This is a genomic window from Lapillicoccus sp., assembly GCF_046595215.1.
GTDB lineage: Bacteria > Actinomycetota > Actinomycetes > Actinomycetales > Dermatophilaceae > Lapillicoccus.
Map to the genome: position 1 here is coordinate 1 of NZ_JBKJPP010000196.1, position 23,022 is coordinate 23,022.

General features: G+C 70.5%; 25 protein-coding genes and 1 tRNA gene. 11 read left to right on the forward strand and 15 right to left on the reverse strand.

Features of this window, described 5'->3' with window-relative positions; translation table 11 throughout:
• The 5 genes from ACLL9L_RS16405 to ACLL9L_RS16425 all read right to left on the reverse strand — a co-directional run.
• The coding region (locus tag ACLL9L_RS16405; RefSeq protein WP_411285728.1) for an MrcB family domain-containing protein at positions 1 to 892 on the reverse strand (892 nt) is incomplete at its 3' end.
• Positions 893 to 1,539: 647 nt separating this feature from the next.
• Positions 1,540 to 2,241: a SprT-like domain-containing protein gene (locus ACLL9L_RS16410; protein ID WP_411285729.1), complete on the reverse strand. Its 702-nt coding sequence runs from the start codon at positions 2,239 to 2,241 to the stop codon at positions 1,540 to 1,542.
• 123 nt (positions 2,242 to 2,364) lie between these two features.
• On the reverse strand, positions 2,365 to 2,841 hold the full coding sequence (locus tag ACLL9L_RS16415) for a class I SAM-dependent methyltransferase (protein WP_411285730.1): 477 nt from the start codon (positions 2,839 to 2,841) through the stop codon (positions 2,365 to 2,367).
• Positions 2,842 to 3,078: 237 nt separating this feature from the next.
• Entirely contained in the window at positions 3,079 to 3,624 is a 546-nt protein-coding gene (locus ACLL9L_RS16420; RefSeq protein WP_411285731.1) for a hypothetical protein, read from the reverse strand.
• Positions 3,625 to 3,835: 211 nt separating this feature from the next.
• Entirely contained in the window at positions 3,836 to 4,600 is a 765-nt protein-coding gene (locus tag ACLL9L_RS16425; RefSeq protein WP_411285732.1) for a hypothetical protein, read from the reverse strand.
• A 136-nt stretch (positions 4,601 to 4,736) separates the two neighbouring features.
• On the opposite strand from ACLL9L_RS16425, the gene ACLL9L_RS16430 reads away from it, so the two are divergent.
• Positions 4,737 to 5,261, forward strand: a complete 525-nt coding sequence (locus tag ACLL9L_RS16430) for a peptidylprolyl isomerase (protein ID WP_411285733.1) — start codon at positions 4,737 to 4,739, stop codon at positions 5,259 to 5,261.
• 21 nt (positions 5,262 to 5,282) lie between these two features.
• Positions 5,283 to 6,173 (forward strand): rhomboid family intramembrane serine protease, encoded by an 891-nt coding sequence (locus tag ACLL9L_RS16435; RefSeq protein ID WP_411285734.1) that lies wholly within the window; start codon positions 5,283 to 5,285, stop codon positions 6,171 to 6,173.
• A gap of 112 nt (positions 6,174 to 6,285) precedes the next feature.
• Here the strand turns inward: ACLL9L_RS16435 and ACLL9L_RS16440 are convergent, their stop codons facing one another.
• A complete protein-coding gene (locus tag ACLL9L_RS16440) occupies positions 6,286 to 6,537 on the reverse strand; it encodes a cell division protein CrgA (RefSeq protein ID WP_411285735.1) in 252 nt (83 codons plus the stop codon).
• Between the two features lie 125 nt (positions 6,538 to 6,662).
• Between ACLL9L_RS16440 and ACLL9L_RS16445 the strand changes: the two genes are divergently transcribed.
• Genes ACLL9L_RS16445 through ACLL9L_RS16460 form a run of 4 tightly spaced genes read left to right on the forward strand, consistent with a single transcriptional unit; the run spans position 6,663 to position 9,023 of the window.
• A complete protein-coding gene (locus tag ACLL9L_RS16445) occupies positions 6,663 to 7,412 on the forward strand; it encodes a DUF881 domain-containing protein (protein ID WP_411285736.1) in 750 nt (249 codons plus the stop codon).
• Positions 7,409 to 8,155, forward strand: a complete 747-nt coding sequence (locus tag ACLL9L_RS16450; RefSeq protein WP_411285737.1) for a class E sortase — start codon at positions 7,409 to 7,411, stop codon at positions 8,153 to 8,155. Before ACLL9L_RS16445 ends, ACLL9L_RS16450 begins: the two co-directional genes overlap by 4 nt.
• A 5-nt stretch (positions 8,156 to 8,160) precedes the next feature.
• Positions 8,161 to 8,355 carry a hypothetical protein gene (locus ACLL9L_RS16455; RefSeq protein ID WP_411285738.1) on the forward strand — a complete coding sequence of 65 codons (195 nt, stop codon included), beginning with the start codon at positions 8,161 to 8,163 and terminating at the stop codon, positions 8,353 to 8,355.
• Positions 8,352 to 9,023, forward strand: a complete 672-nt coding sequence (locus tag ACLL9L_RS16460; RefSeq protein ID WP_411285739.1) for an aminodeoxychorismate/anthranilate synthase component II — start codon at positions 8,352 to 8,354, stop codon at positions 9,021 to 9,023. Before ACLL9L_RS16455 ends, ACLL9L_RS16460 begins: the two co-directional genes overlap by 4 nt.
• Before the next feature lie 54 nt (positions 9,024 to 9,077).
• On the opposite strand, the gene pknB is transcribed toward ACLL9L_RS16460, so the two are convergent.
• Genes pknB through ACLL9L_RS16495 form a run of 7 tightly spaced genes read right to left on the reverse strand, consistent with a single transcriptional unit; the run spans position 9,078 to position 18,131 of the window.
• On the reverse strand, positions 9,078 to 11,000 hold the full coding sequence (pknB, locus tag ACLL9L_RS16465; RefSeq protein WP_411285740.1) for a Stk1 family PASTA domain-containing Ser/Thr kinase: 1,923 nt from the start codon (positions 10,998 to 11,000) through the stop codon (positions 9,078 to 9,080).
• 21 nt (positions 11,001 to 11,021) lie between these two features.
• Entirely contained in the window at positions 11,022 to 12,548 is a 1,527-nt protein-coding gene (locus ACLL9L_RS16470) for a protein kinase domain-containing protein (protein ID WP_411285741.1), read from the reverse strand.
• Positions 12,545 to 14,005, reverse strand: a complete 1,461-nt coding sequence (locus ACLL9L_RS16475) for a peptidoglycan D,D-transpeptidase FtsI family protein (protein ID WP_411285742.1) — start codon at positions 14,003 to 14,005, stop codon at positions 12,545 to 12,547. Before ACLL9L_RS16475 ends, ACLL9L_RS16470 begins: the two co-directional genes overlap by 4 nt.
• Positions 14,002 to 15,387: an FtsW/RodA/SpoVE family cell cycle protein gene (locus ACLL9L_RS16480; RefSeq protein WP_411285752.1), complete on the reverse strand. Its 1,386-nt coding sequence runs from the start codon at positions 15,385 to 15,387 to the stop codon at positions 14,002 to 14,004. The genes ACLL9L_RS16475 and ACLL9L_RS16480 overlap by 4 nt, the downstream gene beginning before the upstream one ends.
• On the reverse strand, positions 15,387 to 16,811 hold the full coding sequence (locus ACLL9L_RS16485) for a protein phosphatase 2C domain-containing protein (protein ID WP_411285743.1): 1,425 nt from the start codon (positions 16,809 to 16,811) through the stop codon (positions 15,387 to 15,389). The genes ACLL9L_RS16480 and ACLL9L_RS16485 overlap by 1 nt, the downstream gene beginning before the upstream one ends.
• 3 nt (positions 16,812 to 16,814) lie before the next feature.
• A complete protein-coding gene (locus ACLL9L_RS16490; protein WP_411285744.1) occupies positions 16,815 to 17,357 on the reverse strand; it encodes an FHA domain-containing protein in 543 nt (180 codons plus the stop codon).
• A 6-nt stretch (positions 17,358 to 17,363) separates the two neighbouring features.
• Positions 17,364 to 18,131: an FhaA domain-containing protein gene (locus ACLL9L_RS16495; RefSeq protein ID WP_411285745.1), complete on the reverse strand. Its 768-nt coding sequence runs from the start codon at positions 18,129 to 18,131 to the stop codon at positions 17,364 to 17,366.
• A 308-nt stretch (positions 18,132 to 18,439) separates the two neighbouring features.
• On the opposite strand from ACLL9L_RS16495, the gene ACLL9L_RS16500 reads away from it, so the two are divergent.
• Positions 18,440 to 18,522, forward strand: a tRNA-Leu gene (locus ACLL9L_RS16500).
• Between the two features lie 98 nt (positions 18,523 to 18,620).
• On the opposite strand, the gene ACLL9L_RS16505 is transcribed toward ACLL9L_RS16500, so the two are convergent.
• On the reverse strand, positions 18,621 to 19,508 hold the full coding sequence (locus ACLL9L_RS16505) for a hypothetical protein (protein WP_411285746.1): 888 nt from the start codon (positions 19,506 to 19,508) through the stop codon (positions 18,621 to 18,623).
• Between the two features lie 288 nt (positions 19,509 to 19,796).
• On the opposite strand from ACLL9L_RS16505, the gene ACLL9L_RS16510 reads away from it, so the two are divergent.
• Positions 19,797 to 20,276: a hypothetical protein gene (locus ACLL9L_RS16510; protein ID WP_411285747.1), complete on the forward strand. Its 480-nt coding sequence runs from the start codon at positions 19,797 to 19,799 to the stop codon at positions 20,274 to 20,276.
• Here the strand turns inward: ACLL9L_RS16510 and ACLL9L_RS16515 are convergent.
• The gene (locus ACLL9L_RS16515) at positions 20,248 to 20,622 is read right to left on the reverse strand and encodes a DUF1345 domain-containing protein (RefSeq protein ID WP_411285748.1); all 375 of its coding nucleotides are present in this window, start codon (positions 20,620 to 20,622) and stop codon (positions 20,248 to 20,250) included. The genes ACLL9L_RS16510 and ACLL9L_RS16515 overlap by 29 nt on opposite strands.
• 758 nt (positions 20,623 to 21,380) lie before the next feature.
• On the opposite strand from ACLL9L_RS16515, the gene ACLL9L_RS16520 reads away from it, so the two are divergent.
• From ACLL9L_RS16520 to ACLL9L_RS16530, 3 genes are all read left to right on the forward strand, one after another.
• Positions 21,381 to 21,941 carry a hypothetical protein gene (locus tag ACLL9L_RS16520; protein ID WP_411285749.1) on the forward strand — a complete coding sequence of 187 codons (561 nt, stop codon included), beginning with the start codon at positions 21,381 to 21,383 and terminating at the stop codon, positions 21,939 to 21,941.
• Between the two features lie 129 nt (positions 21,942 to 22,070).
• Positions 22,071 to 22,370 (forward strand): hypothetical protein, encoded by a 300-nt coding sequence (locus ACLL9L_RS16525; protein ID WP_411285750.1) that lies wholly within the window; start codon positions 22,071 to 22,073, stop codon positions 22,368 to 22,370.
• Positions 22,363 to 22,818: a hypothetical protein gene (locus ACLL9L_RS16530; RefSeq protein ID WP_411285751.1), complete on the forward strand. Its 456-nt coding sequence runs from the start codon at positions 22,363 to 22,365 to the stop codon at positions 22,816 to 22,818. The genes ACLL9L_RS16525 and ACLL9L_RS16530 overlap by 8 nt, the downstream gene beginning before the upstream one ends.
• The last annotated feature ends 204 nt before the right edge of the window (positions 22,819 to 23,022 follow it).

A 23,022-nucleotide genomic window follows, 5' to 3' on the forward strand; every position in this document is an offset into this window, starting at 1 on the left:
GAAGCAACTGACCGATTGCGTCTCGCACGGCGTTCGTCGCATTGCCGGCGTAGACAACCTTCGCCTCGACGAGCCACTCGACACCCTCGTCTACGAGCGTGAGATCGCGGGGGTGAACATTGGTTGCGGGGCATAGATCTAGCCCCTTTGCAAGCTCGCCATACTCCCGCACCAGAGTTTCGTGGCGACGAGTCTTGACGATCGCGTTTCCGGACAAGTGACTGACGTAGTCCGCATCATCCTTTGGCGCAAAATCGCGCAATAGGTCCTTCGCAGCGGTCGTCTGCTGAGAGCTGGATGACGACACGACTCCTGGAGCGGCCATCAGTATGGAGCGTTTAATCGCGATGGCGGCACCGTATAGATCGATCATCCGGCCTAGGTCCTCGACCAGGGCTGGCGCAGGGGGCATCGAAGCAAGGTCGTACGAAATCGCCACAATGTTGCCGGCTTCATAGGCTCGCTGCAGCCGCCCAGAGGAGGAGAAGGAAATTTCTCCCAGCAATCCGTGCGCGACTACGACATCAAGTTTCTCGCGAATCGCAGCAGCGTCCATCGCAAGGCGGGATCGGGCGTCGCGGCTTGGGTACCGCGACAGCAGTTCTGTTACGCCCTGGTTCAGTGTTAACACCACGCGGTGCATGTCAGCTGAGTAGATGTAGACCAGGTAAACGCCGTGCTGGGGCGAGTCGGTTTCGTCTGGGTCGAAGATCCCGATCCAGGGGGTCGATGTAGCTAGACCCTTGCCCCCACTCGCCTTCACGATCAGGCCGGCGGGAAGAAGTGGGGTTATCTCGGAAGCAGCCGAGTGAAGCAACGCATGCCCCGGCGAATGCATCGACGTGGTTTCGTAGCCCTTGGCGACCTCAGTCAAGTACCCCTGTAAGTCCATGCGCTCAAGCTAGGGCAACCCTCCGACGCGCATGCCCCGATTGGACCACTTCGGCTGACCTTCCTGTCCCACCTTCCAGCGACGGATTGGGTGTCCTGGCCGAAGCGGGCCTGACCCCATAACCTCCGGGCGAAGGACCTCAGGAGGATGACCGAGTCGCCTCCTGTGGATCACGAGGACATCTACGAACCTTGCCGTCGGGTCGCTCCCGCTGTGCCCTAACTCCTGCCCCAAATTGTGGCACGAGAGGGGGAATCGGGGTACCTCACGGTCATTCGCAGCTTCCCGGGTCGAACCGCCGCCCACCATCCAATTTCGGGAGGGCGGCCCGAGCAGGTAGGGGAGACCGTCGTACCCCACGGAAGTACGGCAACGCCTTGATCACTGGGCGACCCCATGTGCGCGCCGGCCCATCGCCCCGGCGTTAGACGTCGCCTTCCGAGGGAGCTCCGCCGAATTTGCAAGCAGGGGGTTAGGGGTTCGAGTCCCCTTGGCTCCACCGCAGGTCACAAGCCCCTTTTCGGCCCCGGAGGAGGGCACCGTTCGCGTCACGTGCGCACGAACTTGCAGCAGTAGGTGGCACCGCTGGCCCCCGGCGTCGAGGTCCAGCGCGCCACTTCCCAGGCTCGGCCGACTCGACGCCCGCCTCATCGTTGGTCGCCCGCAGCGCACGGATCTGGGCACGCCTCCACCATGGCGAAGGGGACGGTGAGAATGCCGTGGTCGATCTTGACGTGGAACCGCGTTCGGCCGCGCTTGTGGATCCTGCCGAGCACCCCGGCATACGGGCCGGGAGCGGTGACCCGCACCCTGGTGCCCGGAACCATCCAGCCGGGCATGCTCGTCCCCGTCGTCAGCGCGAGGAGCTCCGCCGTGTAGTTCGGGTGCATCGCCGCGTCCGTTCCGCGATGGGTCCACGCGAAGACGTACCGCGAGTCGAAGCGCCCGGGCCGGCACTCGGAGCAGGACGCCACCCGCATCGGCCGCCGGTGGCGGGTGGTCCGGTGCCCCACGGCGCAGGTCCCCACCCAGTCCCCCTCGACACGCGCCGACCCGGGGGAGACGCAGCGCTGTCCCGTGCAGCCGATCCGCCGGGCTGTCGCCTGCCAGACCGCGTCGTGGTGGTGGCTCGCGCCGACCAGGGCGTGGGCGATCTCGTGGAGGATCGTGTCCCTCACCTCTATGTCGGTGTGGAGCCGCGTGAGCGGGATGCTCAGCCCGATCTCGCGGCGACCGGGCCGGCACACGCCAGCTCTGGTCTTGGCGTGGTCGAACGTCACGCTCCAGCCGTGCAGACCGTGCTGCCGCACGAGCTCCTCGGCCAGGGTGAGCGCCTCACGGATGTCCATGTCGTCTCCTGTGCAGTGGGTGGAAGGTCCTGCACGGAGGGGCCGTCGACGTGCGCGTGACCGACCCTGACACAGACCTCCGACAGCCTCCCAAACCTATCCACCGCCCAACCTCACCCCCCGTCACGCTCGATCAAACGCCGGACGTGTCGACGGCCTCCCGCTGCGCCCGCCCGCAGCCGGCCGCACCGCCAGCACCTGGTTGACCCCGGTCTGGTTCGCCTCGAACACCAGCGCCGACCCCGCCAAGAAGAGGTGCCAGACCCGTGCCGGCCCCGCACTGGTCAGGGACACCGCCCGCTCCCACCTGCGCTCCATGTTGGTCACCCACGCCCGCAGCGTCAGGGCGTAGTTCTCCCGCAGCGACTCGACGTCACTCACCTCGAGCCCCGCGGACTCGAGCGCCAGCTCATAGAAGTCGTTGCCGACGTCGTAGTGGTGGGAGACGGCCCGCGTGTCGCGACCGAGGGTGTGGCGGCGGCCCCGCGTCGTCAGCTCTTCGGCGGGCTTCGGCGGGGGGCTTCGGTGGGAGGCCGAGGACCCCGAGTCGGACGACGGCCGCCGCCACCGCCGCCGTGGTCCCGCGAGGGATGTGGACACCCGGTGAGGTGAACCGGATGTTGCAGCTCAGCGTCTGGCGGTCCGATCGAGCTCCCGTCCCAACAGTCGATGCGGAAGGGCAACGCCCTGTCGATGGCGCTGCACAGCAACGGCCCGAGCACGTGAGCGACGGTCATGGAGGCGCTCCTTGGGGGGGAGCTCGGTCGGCGCGTCGTCGACTGGCGGCTCCCGATTTCGACAACCCTCGAGGCCGCGTTCGATTCCCGGTGGGGTCGGTCAGGAGGGCGACGAGCGCGTCGACGACGCCTGACCCACCCAGGCGCTCCACCCGACGCTGGCCAGCAGGATGATGCCGGGCAGGATGCCACCGACGAGGCTGATCGCCGACTGTGGAACGGCACGGGCGGCGAGCACGATCCCCACGACACCACACAGGGTCACGCCAAGACCCAGCCAGGTGAAGACCGGCTCGCCGAAGACCCTCGCGAACACGAGGAAGTGCACCCCGATGACGGTCGCCACCCACGGCAGCGTCGCCGCCGGCAGGTCGAGCGCCCGGACGAGGACCTGGCTGCCGACGGGGATCGCCAGCAACTCCGCCAGCACCGTGTAGCCAAAGGCCCGCATCTGGTGCTGAGTCGGCTCGACGCCTCTCCCGATCAGCCGGGCACGCAGCACGAGGGCGGTGACGCCGACGAAGGTGAGCACGCCAGCGACCCACAGGACGAGGGACCACGGACCGGGCAGTGCGCCCGCATTCGCCATGACGAACACGAGCCCCCCCACCGCACCGATCATCGACCCGAGCTTCGCCCCGCTCACGTCAGCCGTCCTCGCCCGTCGCCTCGCCTGCAGAGACGTTGCCTGCAGAGACGCTGTCTGCACAGACACGGACTGAGGTATGCCGGGTCCTCACCGATCGCGACGTGCGCTGCCCACCTGAGTGGGCACGGCCTACTCCACCGGAGGGGTAGGGCGTCCTGACGAGCCCCTGCCCCGACGAGGCAGCGGTCCTCCAGCAGCCGGACACGGGTCAGAGCGCGTCGTCTGCCTTGTCCGTGAGGTCCGACGCCTTGTCCTTGGCGTCGTCCGTGAGGTCCGACGCCTTGTCCTTGGCGTCCCCCGCCGTATCGGCCGCCTGGTCCTTGAGGTCGCTGACCGACGACGAACGACCCGCGTTCGGGGCGGTGTAGGGGTCGGACAGCGGGGTGGCCCAGGGGTCGTCCTTGGGCTGGCGGTTCATCACGGCGGCGACCGCAGCGCCGATGGCCGAGAGCACACCCAAGACGAGGAAGACCTTGCCCTTGCGGCCCTTGCGTCGTGCCACCGACTCGCCCTTGAGCACCGACAGCGCCTGAGGGGCCCGGTCGGACACGTCGAGCGCGTGGCCCTTGAGGTCTCCGGCCTGGTCCTTGGCGGCGTTCGAGGCGGCAACGACGGTGGCGATCGCGGCGGACAGCTTGGGCAGCCAGTCGTCGACGATGTGGTCACGGGTGGCGTCCACCCGGGGCGCGATGTTGTCCACCGCCCCCTGGACGCGCGGACCGACGGCCTCGACGGCGTGGTCGAGGTGCGGCTGGGCCCGGTCACGCACGGCGTCGACCGCCGGCTGGGCGCGCTCGCGGGCGTGCTCGACATGGGGCTTGCTCCACTCGGCAGCAGCCTGGGCCCTCTCCCGGGCGACCGGGGCGTAGGTCTTGGCAGCCTCGGCGCCCTTCTGCGCGGCTGGGCTGACCTTGTCGCGCAGTAGGGCGAGGCGGTCGGCCGCCGTCAGGTCATTCTTGGTGCTACCGAACACGGGTGCCTCCTTGATGTGGTCTGTCGCGGTCTCTGCCACCCATCCTGCCCTGTTTCCGAACCCCACGACACCTCAGGGCGTCGGCCGTGCGGCGCCACCTCACCGGCGAGTCGGTATGCCGTGCGAGGATTGGCGCATGAAGGCCACACTGCACACCAATCACGGTGACATCGACATCGAGCTCTTCCCCAACGAGGCCCCCAACACGGTCGCGACGTTCGTGGGTCTCGCCACGGGTGAGAAGGACTACAAGGACGACGCCGGTCGGACCAACCCGACGCCGTACTTCGACGGCCTGATCTTCCACCGGATCATCGCGGGCTTCATGATCCAGGGCGGCGACCCGCTCGGGAAGGGCTTCGGCGGCCCGGGCTTCACGTTCGACGACGAGCCGCACCCCGACAAGTCGTTCACCAAGCCCTACCTGCTCGCCATGGCCAACGCCGGCAAGCAGGGTGGCCGCGGCACCAACGGCTCCCAGTTCTTCATCACGGTGAACACGCCGACGTACCTCCAGGGCAAGCACACCATCTTCGGTGAGGTGGCGGACGGCCCGAGCCGCGAGGTCGTCGACAAGATCGCCACCGTCCCGACCGACCGTGAGGACAAGCCGCTCGACGACGTCGTCATCACGAAGGTGACGATCGACAAGGACGCCTGATCGCGCCCCGGGACCTGACTGATGACTGACCCCGAAGCGCCGCCCCAGGTGCCCGTCTGTCCCCGCCACACCGACCGCGAGTCCTACGTGCGCTGCCAGCGGTGCGGGCGGCCGGCCTGCCCGGAGTGCCAACGACCGGCCGCGGTGGGGATCCAGTGCGTCGACTGCGTCAAGGAGCAGGCCAAGACCGTGCGGTCGGCCCAGACGATCTTCGGCGGGCAGGTCGGCGACGCCGGCGTCGTGACGAAGGTGATCATCGGGATCTGTGTCGTCCTCTATGTCGGACAGCTGGTGCTGCCGTCGCTCACCAACCAGTTCGCGTTCGCGCCAGCCATCGGTTGGTCCGAGCCCTGGCGGGCGCTCACGGCGGCGTTCCTGCACTCCCCGAGCACGATCCTGCACATCGTGTTCAACATGTTTGTCCTGTGGCAGGTCGGGCCCTATCTGGAGGCGCTCCTCGGGCGGGTGCGGTTCTTGGCGCTCTACCTCATCAGCGCCCTGGGGGGCTCGGCTGGGGTCGTGCTGCTGGCGACGCCGCCCACGCTCGGGACCAACCCGGCCTTCGCCGACCAGTTCTTCCCGGGCTGGTACTCCGGCGTGGTCGGCGCCTCTGGCGCGGTCTTCGGGTTGTTCGCCGCACTCCTTGTCCTCAACCGGCACCTGGGCAGGTCCACGGTCGGGGTCGGGGTGGCCGTCGTCGTCAACGGCGCGATCGGGTTCATCTTCCCGGGGATCGCGTGGCAGGCCCACCTCGGTGGTTTCGTGACCGGGCTCGTCTGCGCGGGCCTCATCACGGTGTTCAAGGACCCGGCGCGTCGCCGGTTGGCGCTGCCGGCCCTGTTCGGGGTCCTGGCGGTCGTCGTGGCGGTCACCGCCGTCAAGTACGGCACGGTCTCGACGCTCTACCGCTGAGGGTCCCGCTCAGCTGAGTTACACGTCTGTCATTTGTCCCCAGGCTGGGGATAAGTCTGTGGACAAGTCGGCTGTCGAGGGAGTTCCAGGGGTTGCCCAGCTCCGAGACGGGTCAGCGCCAGCGCATCGCCATGCCGAAGCCGCCGAGCAGCAGGACGAAGCCGGCGACGAGGTTGCCGTAGCCGAACTTGGCGATCGGCCACGCTCCCTGGCTGACGTAGAAGGTGACGATCCACGCGAGCCCGAGCAGCAACAGGGTCACGAAGACCGGCACCCACCACTCGGGGTTCGGTCCCGGAGCCTTCGCGGGGCGGGGCGCGACGTGGCTCGACGTGGGCTTCGAACGGCCTTTGGACTCGGGCACCGGGGCTCCTTGCTGAGGTCGGTTTGCCCTAGCGTAGTTGTTGTGTGCAGGGTGTGTGCACACAACCGTTGCCGACGTGGCCGGATTCGAGGCGTCGGCAGGGGGCCGGGAAGGGAGGTCGGGCCATGAGCCGTATGCCGTCGCCCGCCTCGCGGGCCCCCCGGACGTGGTCGACGTTCGTCCCGGTGGTCGCGGCCCTGGCCGGCCTGCTCTTCGCGACGAGTTTCAAGACCGCCCAGGGCACCGAGATCCGCTCGTCGGGGCGAGACCTGCCGGCCCTGATCCGCGCCGAGAACCACGACGTCGCCACCAGCGCGGAGCGGGTCCGTCAGCTGCAGTCCGAGGTCGACCATCTCTCGGCGGCCGCGGCACCGGGCGACAGCCGGGTCCAGGATCTCACCGGGCAGGCCGCCGCGCTCGCGGCTGGCGCCGGCACCCAGTCGGTGCACGGTCCGAGCCTGACGGTGAGCCTCGACGACGCGCACCGCACCGCGGCCTCGCTCCCCAAGCCCTATGGGCCCGACGACATCGTCGTCCACCAGCAGGACGTCCAGGGCGTCGTCAACGCCCTCTGGGCCGGTGGGGCGGAGGCGATGATGATCCAGGACCAGCGGGTCATCTCCACCTCCGCAGTGCGCTGCGTCGGCAACACCCTGCTGCTCCAGGGCCGGGTCTACTCCCCGCCCTACGTGATCACCGCGATCGGTGACCCGGAACAGCTCCGGAAGTCCCTCCAGGCGGACCCGCAGGTGGAGATCTACCGCGAGTGGGTCAGCGCGGTCGGCGTGATCTACGAGGAGAGCAGTGACGCCGACCGGACGTTCCCGGCATACGCGGGGCCCGTGACCCCCCAGGTGGCGACGGTGGCCCGGTGAGGGCGGTCCGCGCCGTCGTGGGCGCGCTCGGCGAGCTCTGCGTCACTGCGGGTGTCGTCCTGCTCCTCTTCGTCGTCTGGCAGCTCGGCTACGTCGCCGTCGTCGACGGCAACACCCAGGCCGGGGTCGTGTCCGCGCTCGAGCAGGACTTCAGCGGCACGCCGCACGGCGCCGCAACCAACGGGGCCACCCCCGGCACACCCGCACCCGCACCCGCCCCCACCTCCGGCCCGCCCCTCGACGCCGGCCAGCTCCAGGACGGCAGCGTCTTCGGCATCGTCCGCATCCCGAGGCTCGGCGGCCCGACGTGGGCCAAGCCCGTCTTCCAGGGCGTCGGCCTCCCCGTCCTGGCCAAGGGCCTGGGCCACTACGACACCACTCAGCTGCCGGGGCAGGTCGGCAACGTCGCGATCGCCGGTCACCGCGCGGGCCACGGCAACCCGCTCATCGACATCGACGCCATCCGGCCCGGCGACGTCATGATCATCGAGACCCGGGAGGCGTGGTTCGTCTACCGCGCGGCGCGGCACGAGATCGTCGAGCCGACGCGGATCGAGGTCCTCGACCCGGTGCCCGGGCAGCCGGGGGTCACCCCGACGGAGGCGTGGTTCACCCTGACGTCGTGCAACCCCCGATACGGGTCGACCGAGCGCTACATCGTCTTCGCGAAGTTCGAGCAGAAGATCCCGCACGACCGGGTGCTGCCCGCCGACCTCCTCACCGACCCCGCGACGAAGGCCTGACCCCGATGTATGCCGCCCTGTGGCGCGTGCTGCCCGGCAACCGGTGGGCCAAGGCCGGCCAGAGCCTGGTGCTCTTCCTCGTGGTCGTCGCGCTGCTCTTCGTCGTCGTCTTCCCGGCGATCACCCCCTACCTGCCGTTCGAGAACGTCACGATCGAGCCCCCCCCGGCCACCCCCAGCCCCGGAGCCACGACGCCATGACCAGCTCGCCCATCACCCGGATCCTCGTCGTCGACAACTACGACAGCTTCGTGTTCACCATCGTCGGCTACCTCCAGCAGCTCGGTGCCGAGTGCGAGGTCGTGCGCAACGACGCAATCGCGCCGGCCGACGGGGCCGACTTCGACGGGGTCCTCGTCTCACCCGGTCCGGGGACCCCCGAGGAGGCCGGTGTCTCGATGGCCATGATCGAGGCGTGCGCCGAGCGGGCCCAGCCCATGCTCGGGGTCTGCCTCGGCCACCAGGCGCTCGGGGTCGTCATGGGCGCCACCGTCGGGCGGGCCCCCGAGCTGCTCCACGGCAAGACCTCCCTCGTCCACCACGACGACAGCGGGGTCCTCTCCGGCCTGCCGACCCCGTTCACGGCGACCCGGTACCACTCCCTGACGATCGACCCGGCGACCCGTCCGGACATCCTGATCTCCAACGGGCACACCGACTCCGGCATCATCATGGCGGTCCGGCACGCCGAGCTGCCGCTGCAGGGAGTGCAGTTCCACCCCGAGAGCGTCCTGACCCAGGGCGGGCACCGGGTCCTGGCCAACTGGCTGCTCACCTGCGGCATGACCGACGCGGTCCAGCACTCCGTCGGCCTCAGCCCCCTCGTCCACGACGCGGGCGCCGTCGCCAGTCAGGTCGCTGTCCCCTGACGGGCTGACGCCGCCGGACGCGGTGGCGCCGCCGGACGCCGCTGGCGTTGGCGGCTACGGCGGAACTGGCGCCGTGGTCGCGGTGCCGGTCGGGGTCACGCTCGGCAACGGGACCGGCAAGGTGATCGTCGGCGTCCCGGTCGCTGTCGGCGTCCCGGTCGGCGTTGCTGTCGGCTTTGGAGTCGGTGTGGGAGTCGGGGTGGCCGTGACGGTCGCCGTCGCGGTTGCCGTGACGGTCGCCGTCGTCACCGACGGTGTGGGGACCGGCTTCTTGGCGATCTTGAGGGTGACCTTGCTGCCGACGTCGACGACGGTCGACGGGACGGGATCCTGCTCCAGGACCGTCCCCTCGACCGCGGTGGCGTCCTCGACCGCGGTGGCCTCGGCCGTGAGCCCGAGCTGGGCGAGCGTCGCCTCGGCGACGGAGACGTTCTTGGTGCGCACGTCAGGGACGCCGATCTTGCCGCTGGCGATCCGCAGCGTGATCTGGGTGGTCACGGGGACGACGCTGCCGCTGGCGGGGTCGGTGCTGACGACCTTGCCCTTCTGCTGGGTGGCGTCGTCGACGATCAGCACGGTCTGCACCTCGAACCCGGACGCCTTCAGCGAGGTCGTCGCCGCGTCCTGGGTGAACCCCGCGACGGCGGGCACCGGGGACTGACCGGGCCCGGTCGAGACGCTGAGCTGCACGGTCGTCCCCACGTCGGCCTTGGTGTCCGGCGGCGGGTTCTGGTCGACGACCTGACCCTTGGCGGCGTTGTTGTTGCTGACGTTGTTGATCATGGGCGTCAGCCCGCGGGCGGTGATGGCCGCCCTGGCCCCCTCGATCTGGAGGCCGACGACCCCGGGCACCGAGACCTGCTCGGCCCTGGGGCCGGGCTGCAGGGCGCTGCGGCCGGCGATGAGGACCAGCGCCAGGGCGGCGACGACGGCGAGGGCCAGCAGCACGTATGCCGGGCCACGCCGCTTGCGCTCCTCCTGGTCCGGATCGCGACCGATCGGGGGCAGGCTCCCGGCGTTGCCGTGGTCCTCCACCCGCTCGACGAGCTGGCGCGCCGGGGCGGTCAGGACGGTCGTCGACGCGGCGGCGGCGGCCGTGCCCACGGCGGCGTTGCTGAGGGGACGCCCCTCCCGCGCCGCGACGAGGTCGTGGCGGAACTCGTTGGCGCTCTGGTATCGGCCCTCGCGGTCCTTGACCAGGGCGTGCAGGGTGACGTGGTCATAGCTGCTCGGGACGTCGGCGTTGAAGGACGAGGGTGGCTGCGCCGGCTCACCGACGTGCTGGTAGGCGATCGAGACCGGCGAGTCACCAGTGAAGGGGGGCCGGCCGGTGAGCAGCTCGAAGAGGAGGCAGCCGGTGGAGTAGAGGTCGGACCGGGCATCGACGGGCTGGCCCTGGGCCTGCTCGGGTGAGAGGTACTGCGCGGTGCCGATCACGGCCTGGGTCTGGGTCATCGTCGCCGCCGTGTCGGCGACCGCCCGGGCGATGCCGAAGTCCATGACCTTGACCTCGCCGGTGCGCGTCAACATGACGTTTGCGGGTTTGATGTCGCGGTGGACGATGCCCATCCGGTGGCTGTAGGCCAGGGCGGAGAGCACCCCCTCGGTGATCCGGGCGGCTTCCGACGGGGCGACGATCCGCTCGCGGTTCAGCTTGTCGCGCAGCGTCTCGCCCTCGACGATCTCCATGACGATGTAGGGCAGCGGCACGGCGGCGCCCCCCGCATCGGAGGCCGAGTCCTCACCGGAGTCGTAGATCGCGACGATCGACGCGTGGTTCAGCCCGGCAGCCGACTGCGCCTCGCGACGGAACCTGGCCAGGAAGTTCGGGTCCCGGGCGAGGTCGGAGCGCAGCATCTTGATCGCGACCGGGCGACCCAGACGCGTGTCATGGCCGAGGTGCACCTCGGCCATGCCGCCGCGGCCGATGAGCTCGGCGACCTCGTAGCGGCCGCCGAGCAGACGGGGGATGGTCATCCGCCGACCCCCGCTGCCGTCTCAGGCGCCGTTGCCATGCTTGCCCTTCGTCGAGGTGTTCTTCGCCCCGGCGGTCGCCGACCCGTCGGACACCGTGAGCGTGATCTGCCGGTCGAGGGCGACCGTGCCGGTCGGGCTGACCTGGGTCACCGTGCCGGCTGGCTCCTTGCCGGCAACATTCTGGGAGATGACGTTCTGGAAGCCGAGCGCGCGCAGCGCGGACTCGGCATCGCCGGCGGGCTTGCCGATGTAGTCCTTGGCCGCGATGGCCGCCGAGGGGGGCTGGGTCCTCGTCGTGGTGCTCGGCGGCTGCGTGGTGCTGGGCGGCTGCGTGGTCGACGGGGGTGGGGTGCCCGTGCGCGTGGACGTGATGGTGGTGGGGGGCGGCGCCTGCGTCGAGGAGGCCTGCGTCGGCGTGTTCGTGACTGTCCGGGTGACGTCCGGCAGCGGCGCTCCACCGGAGGTGTTGGCGTACTGCCACGCGAAGAACCCGATGGCGGCCAGGGCCACGAGGACGGGGAGCCACCACCAGCCGGCCCCCGAGCGACGTCGGGGCTCCTGCGGCGGCGGTCCGGGCACGAAGACCGGTTCCGGCTCGGGGTGCGGGGGCGTCGCGGTGGGCAGGATCGCGGTCGCCCCCGCCAGCGGTGCCGCCTCGGGCAGGACCACCTGGGTCGCCGACGGGTCCGTGTGTCCGGTGTGGATCACGCCGGTCGCGGCGGGTGCGTCGTGAAGTCCGCTGACCGGCATACCGAGGGAGGCGGCGAGGGAGGCGGCAGAGGTGGGTCGGGCCGCGGGGTCCTTGGCCAGGCAGCTCGCGACGATGCGACGCAGGTCGGTGGGCACGGTCGCAGGCAGGTCCGGCGGCGGGTCGTTGACCTGGGACAGGGCGGTCGCCACGGCCGTTCCAGAGTCGAACGGCTTGCGCCCCGTGAGCATCTCGTGGGCCACGATTCCCAGGGCGTAGATGTCGCTGGCCCCTGTCGCGGCCCGGCCCAGGGCCTGCTCGGGCGAGAGGTAGTGCGGCGTCCCGAGGACCTCCCCCGTGCGGGTGTGCCCGGCGCTGTCGGTGGCCCGGGCGATGCCGAAGTCGGTGAGCTTGACCCGGCCCTCGGGGGTGACGAGGATGTTGGCCGGCTTGACGTCGCGGTGGACGACGCCGGCAGCGTGGGCGGCAGCGAGCGCGAGCGCCGCCTGACCCATGATCGCGCGGGTCCGGGCGGCCGGCACCGGGCCGCGGGCGATGACCTGCGAGAGCGGCTGGCCCTCGACGAGCTCCATGACGAGGTAGGCCGCGCCGTCGTCCTCGCCGTAGTCGTAGACCTGCGCGATGTTGGGGTGCGACAGCGATGCCGTGTGCCGCGCCTCGTCGCGGAAGCGGTCGGCGAAGGTCGAGTCGTCGGAGGCGTTCGGACGCATCACCTTGACCGCGACCTCGCGCCCGAGGACGGCGTCGGTGGCCTTCCACACGTCGCCCATGCCACCCGACGCGATGCGGTCGGTAAGGGTGTAGCGGGACCCAAGGGTCGTGCCCTCGTGGGGGTTCATTGTGTGAGCACCGCTTCCATGACTGCTTTCGCGATCGGGCCGCCGAGTCGGCCACCCGCTGCTTCGCTGCCCGCGTTGCCGCCGTCCTCGACGACGACGGCGACGGCGACCCGCGGGTCGTTCGCCGGGGCGAACGAGGTGAACCAGGCGTGGGGGGGCAGGCCGTTGCCCTGCTGGGCGGTCCCGGTCTTGCCGGCGACCTGGATGCCGTTCATCCTGGCGGGAGTGCCCGTGCCGGTCTCGACCACGGAGACCAGCATCCGGGTCAGGGTCGCCGCGGTGTCGTTCGAGACGGCCACCGCCATCTGCTCCGGCTGGTGCGCGTCGATCGTCTCGAGGCTGGCGCTGAGCACCTGCTGGACGAGGTAGGGGCGCATCACGACCCCGTGGTTGGCAATGGCCGCGCTGACCATGGCCACCTGCAGCGGGGTGACGCGCACGTCGTACTGGCCGATCGCGGACTGAGCCGACTGAGGGGCGTTGAGCTGCGCCGGGACGCTGCTCGGCTCGACCCGGGTCGGGATGCGCAGCGTCTCACCGAAGCCGAACTTGGCCGCCTGGGTGCGCAGCGCGTCCCCTCCGAGCTGGATCCCGAGGTATCCGAAGGCGGTGTTGCACGAGATCTCGAGGGCGTGCTGCAGGGTCGTCATGTTGTTGGCTCCGCACGCCTGGCGGTCGTAGTTCGGCAGGCCGACGTTGGTCTGGGGCAGGTCCATGACGCCCGGCGCGGGGATCTGGGTCTGCTCGTTCACGAGCTTCGACTCGAGCGCGGCCGAGGCGGTGACGATCTTGAAGACCGAGCCGGGCGGGTAGAGGTTGCCGGAGATCGCCCGGTTGACCAGTGGCCGGGTCGGGTCTGCGGAGGTGGTCTCCCACGCCTTGACCACCGCGTTCTGGTCGTGCTGGGACAGCTGGTTGGGGTCGTACTGCGGGTGGGAGACCATCGCGAGGATCGCTCCCGTGCGTGGGTCGAGGGCCACGACCGCGCCGCGCTGGTTGCCGAGGGCCCGGTCGGCGGCCTCCTGCGCCTTGGCGTTGATCGTCAGCTTGAGGCTGGCCCCGGTCTGCTGCCGCCCGGTGAGCAGGTCGGTGATCCGCCGGTAGAACAGGGCGTCGGACGAACCGGAGAGCAGCCCGTCGTCCGATCCCTCCAGGCCGCCCCCGGCGCCGTAGGTGTAGGAGAAGTACCCCGTCACCGCGGCGTAGAGCGCTGCCTGCGGGTAGGTGCGCAGGAAGGCGATCTCGCCATCCTGCGATGGCACCGAGCGGGCGATCGGCTGGTCGCCGACGAGGATGCTCCCGCGATCGCGGGAGTAGTTGTCGAGCAGCGTGCGCCGGTTGTCACTGCGCTCGTTCAGCGACGGGGCCTGGACGAACTGGATCACCGTCGAGGAGAGGAGCAGGGCGGTGAAGAGCAGGGTGACGAGGACGCCGATGCGGCGCACGGGGGCGTTCACGACAGCATCACCACCTCGGTGTTGGCCTGCGGGCGGGCGGGTTCCGGCTGCGGGTCGTCAGGCACCGGCCGGCGGGCCTGGTCCGAGATGCGCAGCAGCACCGCCATCAGCGTCCAGTTCGCGAGCAGCGCCGACCCGCCGAGGGACATGAAGGGGGTCGTGAGCCCGGTGAGCGGGATGACCCGGGTGACGCCGCCGATGACGACGAAGACCTGCAGGGCCACCGAGAAGGACAGGCCCGTCGCGAGCAGCTTGCCGAAGCCGTCGCGCACGCCGAGGGCGGTCCGCAGCCCGCGCTCGACGAAGAGGGCGTAGAGGACGAGCAGCGCGCAGACGCCGAAGAGCCCCAGCTCCTCGCCGAAGCTGGGGAAGATGAAGTCGCTGTTGGCGAAGGCCACCATCCACGGCCGACCCTGACCGAGCCCCTTGCCGAAGAGCCCCCCCGCAGCCATCCCCATCAGGCCCTTGGCGAGCTGGTCTGACTTCGCGATCGAGTCGGCGGCGAAGGGGTCGAGCCAGAGGGCGACCCGCTCCTGGACGTGGCCGAAGAGGCGGAAGGCGAGGTAGGCGCCGCCAGCGAAGAGGAGCAGCCCGATGGCGATCCAACCGACCCGCTCGGTCGCGACGTAGAGCATGGCGACGAAGAGCCCGAAGAAGAGCAGGGACGAGCCGAGGTCCTTCTCGAAGACGAGGACGGCGAGGCTGAGCAGCCACGCGATGAGGATCGGGCCGAGGTCCCGCCCGCGGGGGAACGTGAAGCCGAGGACCTTGCGCCCGGCGAGGGACAGGACGTCGCGGACCTGGACGAGGTAGCCGGCGAAGAAGACGGTCAGGGCGATCTTGGCGATCTCGCCGGGCTGGAAGGACATCGGACCGATCCGGATCCAGATCCGGGAGCCGTAGATCGTCTGGCCGAGGCCGGGCAGCAGCGGCAGGAGGAGCAGGACGAGGCCGATCGCCATCGCCGTGAAGGTCTTGCGGCGCAGCATCCGGTGGTCCTTGAGGACGAAAATCACCACCGCGGCGATGATCACGGACAGGGCCGTCCAGAGCAGCTGTCGGGCCGCGTCGCTGTCCAGCCCCGTGCTGCCCTTCGACAGGTCGATCCGGTGGATCATGACCAGTCCGAAACCGTTGAGGAGCGTGGCGATCGGCAGCAGCAACGGGTCGGCGAAGGAGGCCTTCCACCGCAGGACGAGGTGGAACGCGACGGCGAGCCCGAGCAGGCCTCCGCCGACGGTGACCAGCTGCGCAGGGACGGTCTCCCGGACGCCGAGGTCGACGTTGACCCAGGCCAGCAGGGTGATGCCGACGGCGAGCAGCAGTAGCACCAGCTCGACGTTGCGGCGGGTGCGCGGCACCACGGTCTGCACGGTGGTGATCACGGTGTCCCCACCGCCGGCACGGTCGGAGCGACGGGCACGGTCGACGGGGCCGGCACGGGCGGAGCGACGGGCACGGTCGACGGTGCCGGCACGGGCGGAGCGACGGGCGCGGTCGACGGCGGGGACGGCGTCGGCGACGTGACGGGGACGGAACCGCAGGCGAGCCCGCCCGCGGCCTGCTGACGGCACTCCTCGGCAGCCTGACGCAAGATCGTGACGCGGCCGTCGGCGTCGGCCCGGCCGTCGAGCGGGATCCGGTTGTTGACGAGGTCCTGGTAGAGGGTCGGCAGGTCCGTCACGGAGATCGTCGTGACGGACTCCGGGTGAGACAGCCGCAGCGGGCCGACGTCCTGGGACACGCCACGGAAGATCGCGACGAAACCTCCGTCGGGCCCGACGAAGAACTGTCGCTGCGACCACGTCCACGCGGCGAACCCGGCGCCGACGAGGACGATAAGGGCGACGGCCGGGACGAGCACGCGCCGGCCCCACGTCCGGACCCCGGGCCGGTCCTCGTCGGCCAGGGTGGGGGTCTCCCCCTCCGTGGGGGCGGCCCGGCCGCTGGCCTCGCGGGTGAGGGTGGCGGCCTTCTCGGCCGGGCTGATCGGCAGGCCGCGGGTCCGCTTGCCCGCCCGCTCGTGCACCGCTGCCGCACCGACGATCTGGGGGATGGTCGACGGAGCCCTGGCCGTGTCGAGGTCGATGACCTCGGCGACGAGCACGGTGACGTTGTCCCGGGCGCTGGCCCGCAGGGCCACCTCGATGCACCGGTCGGCCGCGTCCTCGGGGGTCGCCGCCTCGGTGAGGATCTCCTGGATGATGTCGCTGCGGACGAAGTCCGACAGCCCGTCCGAGCAGAGCAGGTAGCGGTCGCCGACCTTGAGCTCGCGCATCGACAGGTCGGGCTCGTCGTCCTCGTGGCCGGTCATGACCCGGGTGACGAGCGAGCGTTGGGGGTGGTCCTCGGCCTCTTCCTGCGTGATCCGCTGCTCGTCGACGAGCTGCTGGACGAAGGAGTGGTCCTTGGTGATCTGGCTGAAGGTGCCGTCCCGCAGGAGATAGGCGCGGGAGTCCCCGATGTGCGCCATCGCGAGCTTGTTGCCGGCCCGCAGCATCGCGATCGTCGTCGAGCCCATCCCGGAGAGGTCGGGGTTGTCCCTCATCGCGGTGCGCAGGCGGGAGTTCGCCTCGCGGATCGAGGTCTCGAGGGCGGGCAGCGCGCTGTCGGCTCCCATGCTCTCCCCGTCGAGGGGGGCGAGCTGCCCGACGATCATCGAGCTGGCGACGTCGCCTGCAGCGTGGCCACCCATCCCGTCCGCGAGGACGAGGAGGTGCGGCCCGGCATACCCGGAGTCCTCGTTTCGCGACTTCGGGCCCAGCCCGAGATCGGTCCGCGCCGCGTAGCGCAGGGCAATGGGCACCGGTCAGCCCCGCAGTTCCAGTGTCGTCCGGCCGATGCGCAGCACGCTCCCGACGCCGACGGGCGCGGTGCCGGACAGCTTGGTGCCCCCCAGGAAGGTGCCGTTGCGCGAGTCGAGGTCCTCGACGAACCAGCCCTCGGGGCGGGAGAAGATCCGGGCGTGCCGGGTGGAGGCGAACTCGTCGTCGAGGACCAGCGTGCACTCGGGGGCACGCCCGATGAGCACGCCCGATCGCCCCAGGGGCAGGGAGGTGCCGGCGAGCTGGCCCTCGGTGACGGTCACGCTCGTCGGCACCCCGCGGCCCTGCCGCGGCCTGGTCGTGGCGGCCGGGGCCGGGGCAGGGGTGAGGCCGGCGGGGGGCCGGGCCGGCTGACGCTCCTGGCGCTCCGCCCTGCGGCCCTGCCGGTCCGGCCGGTCGGTCTTCAGCCGGCGCGAGACCCTGGTGCCGTAGAGGTCACCCCGCAGGACCGTCGCGACGCTGAGGATGAAGACCCAGAGCAGCGCCAGGAGACCAAGCCGGATGAGCGTGAGGGTGAGCTCACTCACGCGGCGTCACCGCTTTCCCGGGCGGAACGTGGCCTGGGTGCGACCCACCGTGACCTGGTCGCCGTCGTCCAGGCGCCGGCTGGTGATGCGCTCACCGTTGACGTAGGTGCCGTTGGTCGAGCCGAGGTCGCGGATCGAGGTGACGAGGTGGGGGCCGTCGTTGGTCACGCGCACCTCACAGTGGCGGCGCGAGATGCCCGGGTCGTCGAGGATGATGTCGACGCCGTCGTCGCGCCCGATCACCGTCAGCGCGCCGATGAGCGGATAGCGCTCGCCGTCGATGGTCAGCCACGGCCGTCGGGCGGGGTTCGTCACCGGGCGATGCGCAGGGGCCTGCTGCAGGTCCGTCTGCGGCTGGGGTTCGGGGCCACGGCTGGGTGCCTGCGTGCTGGGCGCGATGGAGCGGCGGGTCGTCGCGGGACGCACCCGGAAGACCCCGGTCTCGAGGTCCGCGCCCTCGCTGAAGGAGACCTGGACCGGGCCGCCCGGTTGGTAGCGCTGGGAGTCGGCGTGCTCCGAGGCTGCGGCGACGAGCTCCTCGGAGAGGGCGTCCTCGTAGGTCGACAGCCGCTCGAAGTCGGTCGGGCTCAGCTCGATCGTGTAGAGGTTGGGCACCATCGTCCGGCCGTGACCCATGACAGCCGCGCGGTCGTCCATCGCCCGGCGGATCGCGGAGGCGAGTTCCACCGGCTGGACCTCCGCCCGGAATGCCTTGGCGAACGCGCCGTTGACCGCCCGTTCCAGGCCGCGCTCGACCTTGTCGAACAGTCCCACGTGCCCTCCTCGTCGCCTCGACACTCGTTTCATCGTAACCATCACCCTCTCAGAGGAACCTGAGGTCGGGCGCCAGTGGCGGCGCGGCCTGCCGCGGTGGTCGGCTCGGGGACCCCTCCCGTATGCCGGGGGCTCGCCGGTGCCACGGCATACACCTGGCGTCGGGGGACCGGGGAGATCTGTGCGGGGGACGGCCACCAGTGGGTCCCGAGCAGGGAGAACCAGAGACCTGACCCACTCCGCCGGCCCTTGTCGCGGTGTCCTGAGGTTTGGTGATCGGGGCGTCGATGCAGCACACTGGACCCCGCGCGCGAGTGGCGGAATGGCAGACGCGCTGGCTTCAGGTGCCAGTGTCCGAAAGGGCGTGGGGGTTCAAATCCCCCCTCGCGCACAGTGGGGTTCGGCCCCGGTCATCGGGTTCAGCCCATCCGAAGGTCCCCGGCCGGGGTGATCCCAGCCGGGGACTTTCGGTTTCCTCGCAACGGTGCGTCAGCCCGTGGGGCGGGTCCTGCCAGCGGAGGCGAAGGAGGACACGCAGTCGCCCTGGTTCCTGAACGACGGACTCGTGGAGGTCATCCATCCGCCGTCCTTGCACTCGTCCTTGCCCGTGAGGATGATCGCGTGCTCGAAGTCGTAGACGGTCGTGCGGCCCTTGAGGCTCAGGGTCAGGGCGTCCGCGTTGCCGCGGAACGTGCCGGAGGGACCCTTACCGACGTTGACCCCGAACGAGAGGATCGCGGCGTTGGGGTTCGCCCACTGGATCTCGGCCAGTGACACGAAGCTGCTGCCTGCCGTTGGCACGCCCGGGATCAGGCGCGTCGACCACCAGCCGCCGGTGTAGGAGGTGCTGGTGCGACCCAGCGCATCCCAGGTCTGCCAGGTGTCGTTGACGATGGGGTTGTTGCCGTTGGCGGTGGTTCCGTAGGCGTAGACCGGCTCCCACACGAGGGTGGTGTAGCCGCTGCAGCCGGACGGGCTCAGGCCACCGGCGCAGACCTCCATGTTCAGCGCAGGGGCGGCGTTGCCCGGCATCGTGGAGGTGCCCGCCCGGTAGGTCGCATAGCCCACCGCGTCGACGGCGCGCAGCGGCAGCCCGGCCACCGTCCGCGTGGACAGGGTGACCTTGCCGTTGTCGGGGATGGTGAACTCGAAGCTGCCCGACCCTGTTGGCGCGGTCCTCGGTCCGGCGACGAAGGCCCCGCCGCCCGAGTTGACCGTCGTGAGCGTCCAGCTGCTGCCGATGCTGGTCTCGTCGACGGTGACCGTCGTCGCGCCCGCAGCCCATGCGGGCCCGGCCATCCCGGCCATCCCGACAAGCCCCGCCACTGCCGTGGTCAGCAGGGCCCGTCGGGCCCGCTTGTTCGTGCTGCTGCTCATGCTGTTGTTCATGGTTCCCCTTGGCTGGTGCGATCGACGGGCGCGCTGTCGTCGCTCGCCCGCCCGCGCCCCGCTTCCCTGCGGGCCGCCGGTCCATGTCTACAACAGGTTGGATAAGACCGTCAGCCGTTTGGGTAAACGTGTGTATTTCTTACACGCCCGGGCCGGGAGCAGGGTCGGGGCGCCGGCGACCAGGTGGCGTCAAACCCCCCTCGCAGCCGCCGGTGACGGACCACCAACCGCCATGGCTCTGGACGCAACCGTGCCCGATCAGTACCGTCTGGTGACATGACGATGGGGGTCCAGCAGCTCATGCTGGAGGTCGAGCGGATCAGGGACTCCTTCCACGGGGCGGTCTTCTCCATCCCGGATCTGGGCATGGCGCTGGCGGCGACGGCGGCCGAGTGCGTGCTGGTCAACCTGCCGATGGGGACCGGGGCCAGCGGCGAGGGCCTGCGGCGCTTCCTTGCCGAGGACGTCCTGCCTCACCTGCCCGCCGACCTGACCTTTCGCCGGATCTCCCGCACGGTGGACAGGTGGCGGCTCGCGGAGGAGGCCACCGTCGGGTTCACCCACGACCGGGAGCTGCCGTGGCTGCTGCCGGGGGTGGCACCGACCCACCGCCACGTCGAGGTGCTCGCGATCTCTGTCGTCTCCATCCGCCACTCGCGGATCACGTCACATCGCACGCTGTGGGACCACTCCGAACTGTTGGCGCAGCTGCACCTGGACCCATCCGTTACTTCGCGAGCCCCGCGACCAGGTTGATCGTCGTGGCCACGATGATGGCACCGAAGAGGTAGGACAGCAGCGCATGCCGCAAGGCAGTGGCCCGGATGACCTTGTGCGTCAGGTCGGTGTCGGAGACCCGCAAGGGCATCCTGATGGTGAACGCCAGGTAGGCGAAGTCGAGGTAGGTCGGGGGGTCGGGCTCGTTGACGTCGATGCCCCCGTCCTCGTCGACGTAGGAGAGGAGGGCGTACCGCGTGGTGTACACCGTGTGCACGCTGGCCCAGGCCAGGCCGACGAAACCCACACTCAGCAACGCCTGCAGATCCTTCCCGCTCAAGGAACCGCTGGACAGCAGCAGGGCGACTGCCCCCAGACTGGCCACGGCCGCCAGCACGACCAGGGCGTCATCGCCTTGCGCCCAGTGTCCTCCCCCACGGAGTGCGCGGCCGTCGCGCGCGCGCTCATTCGGGCGATGCTCAGCCACGTCCAGGTCAGGAACACGGAAGCCGTCACCATCCAGCCGGCCAGCAGGCCTTAGCGCCAGTCCGCCGTCGCGGTCAAGGCACCTCCGGCCGTGAGGCCGGCCATCCCGGCCGCGGCGAGGCGCACACCGCTTGACGGTCCCTGGCCCCCCCGGTCAGCGGGATGGGGCAGGTCGGGTGCGCCCTCGGGATGCTGCTCGGCTGGTCGCACGTGCGGGACAGTACCGACGGCCGCTGAACGTCGACTGAAGGCCCGTGATCGGGGATGAGGCGCCTGGGGGGCAGTCACGCGTTCACGTCTGGCGGGGGCGGTTTTCTGACAGGTCCCGGCCACCCGGCGAAATCGAGGGCTGAGGCACTCGCCGACCCTCATCAGGGAACGCTCGAGGCGGGAGGTCGCCCCGGGCGCCTCGCATTGGTGAAGCGCCCGGGGCTCGGCGGTGAACACCCCTCAGCAACGTCCACCGCCATGCACGGTCCCTGCCCGGTTGCTCACGGCACCAAACCCCTGGAAGTCGAGCGACAGTAGCGACTGGTTTGCCCCTCACGAGGTCGGGTAGCCACCACTGCACGGGGAGTTCGGCTGGCGTCGACGAGAAGGGCCGGGTCGCAGCGAGGGCGGTGACGTGGCAGGGCAAGCGGGACGTCCGGGTCGAGGATGTGCCGGACCCGAGTCACGGCCAAGTGGGCCGTCCACGGGCTGGTGCGATGTCTGCAGATCGAGGCCCGTCAGACCCCCGGCGTCTGGGTGAGCCTCATCTCCCTGGGTGGGGTCGACACGCCCGTCTACACCCAGGCGGGCACGTATGCCGGTCGACACGGCCGCCCGCCGCCGCCGGTCGACGCGCCGGAGAAGGTGGCGAAGGCGATCGTGCGACGGATCGAGAACCCCGCTCGGGAGACATCGGTCGGGTTGGCGAACGGCCTGACGGTGCTCGGGTTCCGTCTGCTGCCAGGGGTGTTCGACCGTATCGTGACGCCGTTGATGCGCGTCGGTGGCCTCACCCGAGGGCAGGTGGACCCCACTCCGGGCAACGTGTTCGCACCGCAGCCGCCCGGGGAGGCCACCCACGGCACGTGGGGCGGTCACTGGGGACTGTGGCTCGCGGTCACCGCCCTCGTGAGCGCGCACGGTGCGCCCGCGCTGGGACTCGGTCGTCCCGGCCACCACCACGACCGGACGAGGAGACGACGGGGCCATGGCATCACAGCGGGATGAGCGGGGTCGGGCCAGGCTGGCCCGCCACGTGCACGCACCGGCCCCGGCGGTCTGGGCCAGTCTGGCGGACGGGTGGCTCTACGCCAGCTGGGTCGTCGGCGCGTCACGCGTGCGGTCCGTCGATCTCGCGTGGCCGGCCGGATCCAGTACTCGTTCGGCCTGATCCTGCAGGCCAAGGGCTGGCCGCTCGGCGAGGCCCGGGTCGAGCTGCGCATCACCGAGTCTGGGCCGGGGGCGTGCGAGGTGAGCATCGTCGAGGACGCCGTCAAGGGCCCGGGCACCGTGGTGCCACGGCGGGTGCGACAGGGGGCCATTTCGGTCCGCAACCACGAGGCACTGCGTCGCCTCGCGCTGATCGCCGAGGGTCGCCACAAGGAAGACCTCAACGGCCCCCGGGCCGCCGGGCCCCCGAGGTCGCGGCATGGATGAGCCGGCGCCTCGTCACACCCGTCCCGAGGGTGTGGACGACGCAACGATCGAAGCACTGGGAAAGATGTCCGAGGCCATTGAGGTGGTGGAGGACGCCCGCGGTCACCTCTATCGCTTCCACCGAATGTCCGGGATGGCGGACCTCGCCCTGGGAGGGGGCGTGGACCTGCTGCGCCAGGCGGGCCATGCGGGACTGGCCGATCGGGTCAGCGCCGAACTGGTGGGACGCAACGTCATCGAGGGACGCTGGACATTCCAGATCGTCGAGGAGTACGACGACGGGCACTACGCGACGTTCAAGGATTGTGAGGAGGCGGCCCGGACCTCGCTCGTCGGGGGGCGCCGTCATCTCGTCGAGGCCGAGATGAAGGAGGACCGGCGCACCCACGGCCGGCGCCATCACGAGGCCCGCCCCCACGAAGCCCCGGTCGTCGACAACACGGACTGACCCGGGCGTTTGGCCGCCGGGTTGACGGGTAGTTCCTCGATACCGTGTCGAGGGACCGGTTCCGAGCCTTCAGGAGAGCCCATGCCAACGTCCACCGACGCCATCGTCCTGCTGCGCAGCGACCACAAGGAGGTGCGCAAGCTCTTCACCGAGTTCCAGTCCCCGAAGACGACACAGGCGCGCAAGGGGAGCATCGTCGCCAAG

Bases quoted from the DNA above. Each gene is read 5' to 3' on its own strand.
- ACLL9L_RS16410 (WP_411285729.1), bottom strand. From the start codon at position 2,241: ATGGACATCCGTGAGGCGCTCACCCTGGCCGAGGAGCTCGTGCGGCAG.
- ACLL9L_RS16430 (WP_411285733.1), top strand. From the start codon at position 4,737: ATGAAGGCCACACTGCACACCAATCACGGTGACATCGACATCGAGCTC.
- ACLL9L_RS16435 (WP_411285734.1), top strand. From the start codon at position 5,283: ATGACTGACCCCGAAGCGCCGCCCCAGGTGCCCGTCTGTCCCCGCCAC.
- ACLL9L_RS16445 (WP_411285736.1), top strand. From the start codon at position 6,663: ATGAGCCGTATGCCGTCGCCCGCCTCGCGGGCCCCCCGGACGTGGTCG.
- ACLL9L_RS16455 (WP_411285738.1), top strand. From the start codon at position 8,161: ATGTATGCCGCCCTGTGGCGCGTGCTGCCCGGCAACCGGTGGGCCAAG.
- ACLL9L_RS16460 (WP_411285739.1), top strand. From the start codon at position 8,352: ATGACCAGCTCGCCCATCACCCGGATCCTCGTCGTCGACAACTACGAC.
- pknB (WP_411285740.1), bottom strand. From the start codon at position 11,000: ATGACCATCCCCCGTCTGCTCGGCGGCCGCTACGAGGTCGCCGAGCTC.
- ACLL9L_RS16470 (WP_411285741.1), bottom strand. From the start codon at position 12,548: ATGAACCCCCACGAGGGCACGACCCTTGGGTCCCGCTACACCCTTACC.
- ACLL9L_RS16505 (WP_411285746.1), bottom strand. From the start codon at position 19,508: ATGAGCAGCAGCACGAACAAGCGGGCCCGACGGGCCCTGCTGACCACG.
- ACLL9L_RS16510 (WP_411285747.1), top strand. From the start codon at position 19,797: ATGACGATGGGGGTCCAGCAGCTCATGCTGGAGGTCGAGCGGATCAGG.
- ACLL9L_RS16520 (WP_411285749.1), top strand. From the start codon at position 21,381: ATGTGCCGGACCCGAGTCACGGCCAAGTGGGCCGTCCACGGGCTGGTG.
- ACLL9L_RS16530 (WP_411285751.1), top strand. From the start codon at position 22,363: ATGGATGAGCCGGCGCCTCGTCACACCCGTCCCGAGGGTGTGGACGAC.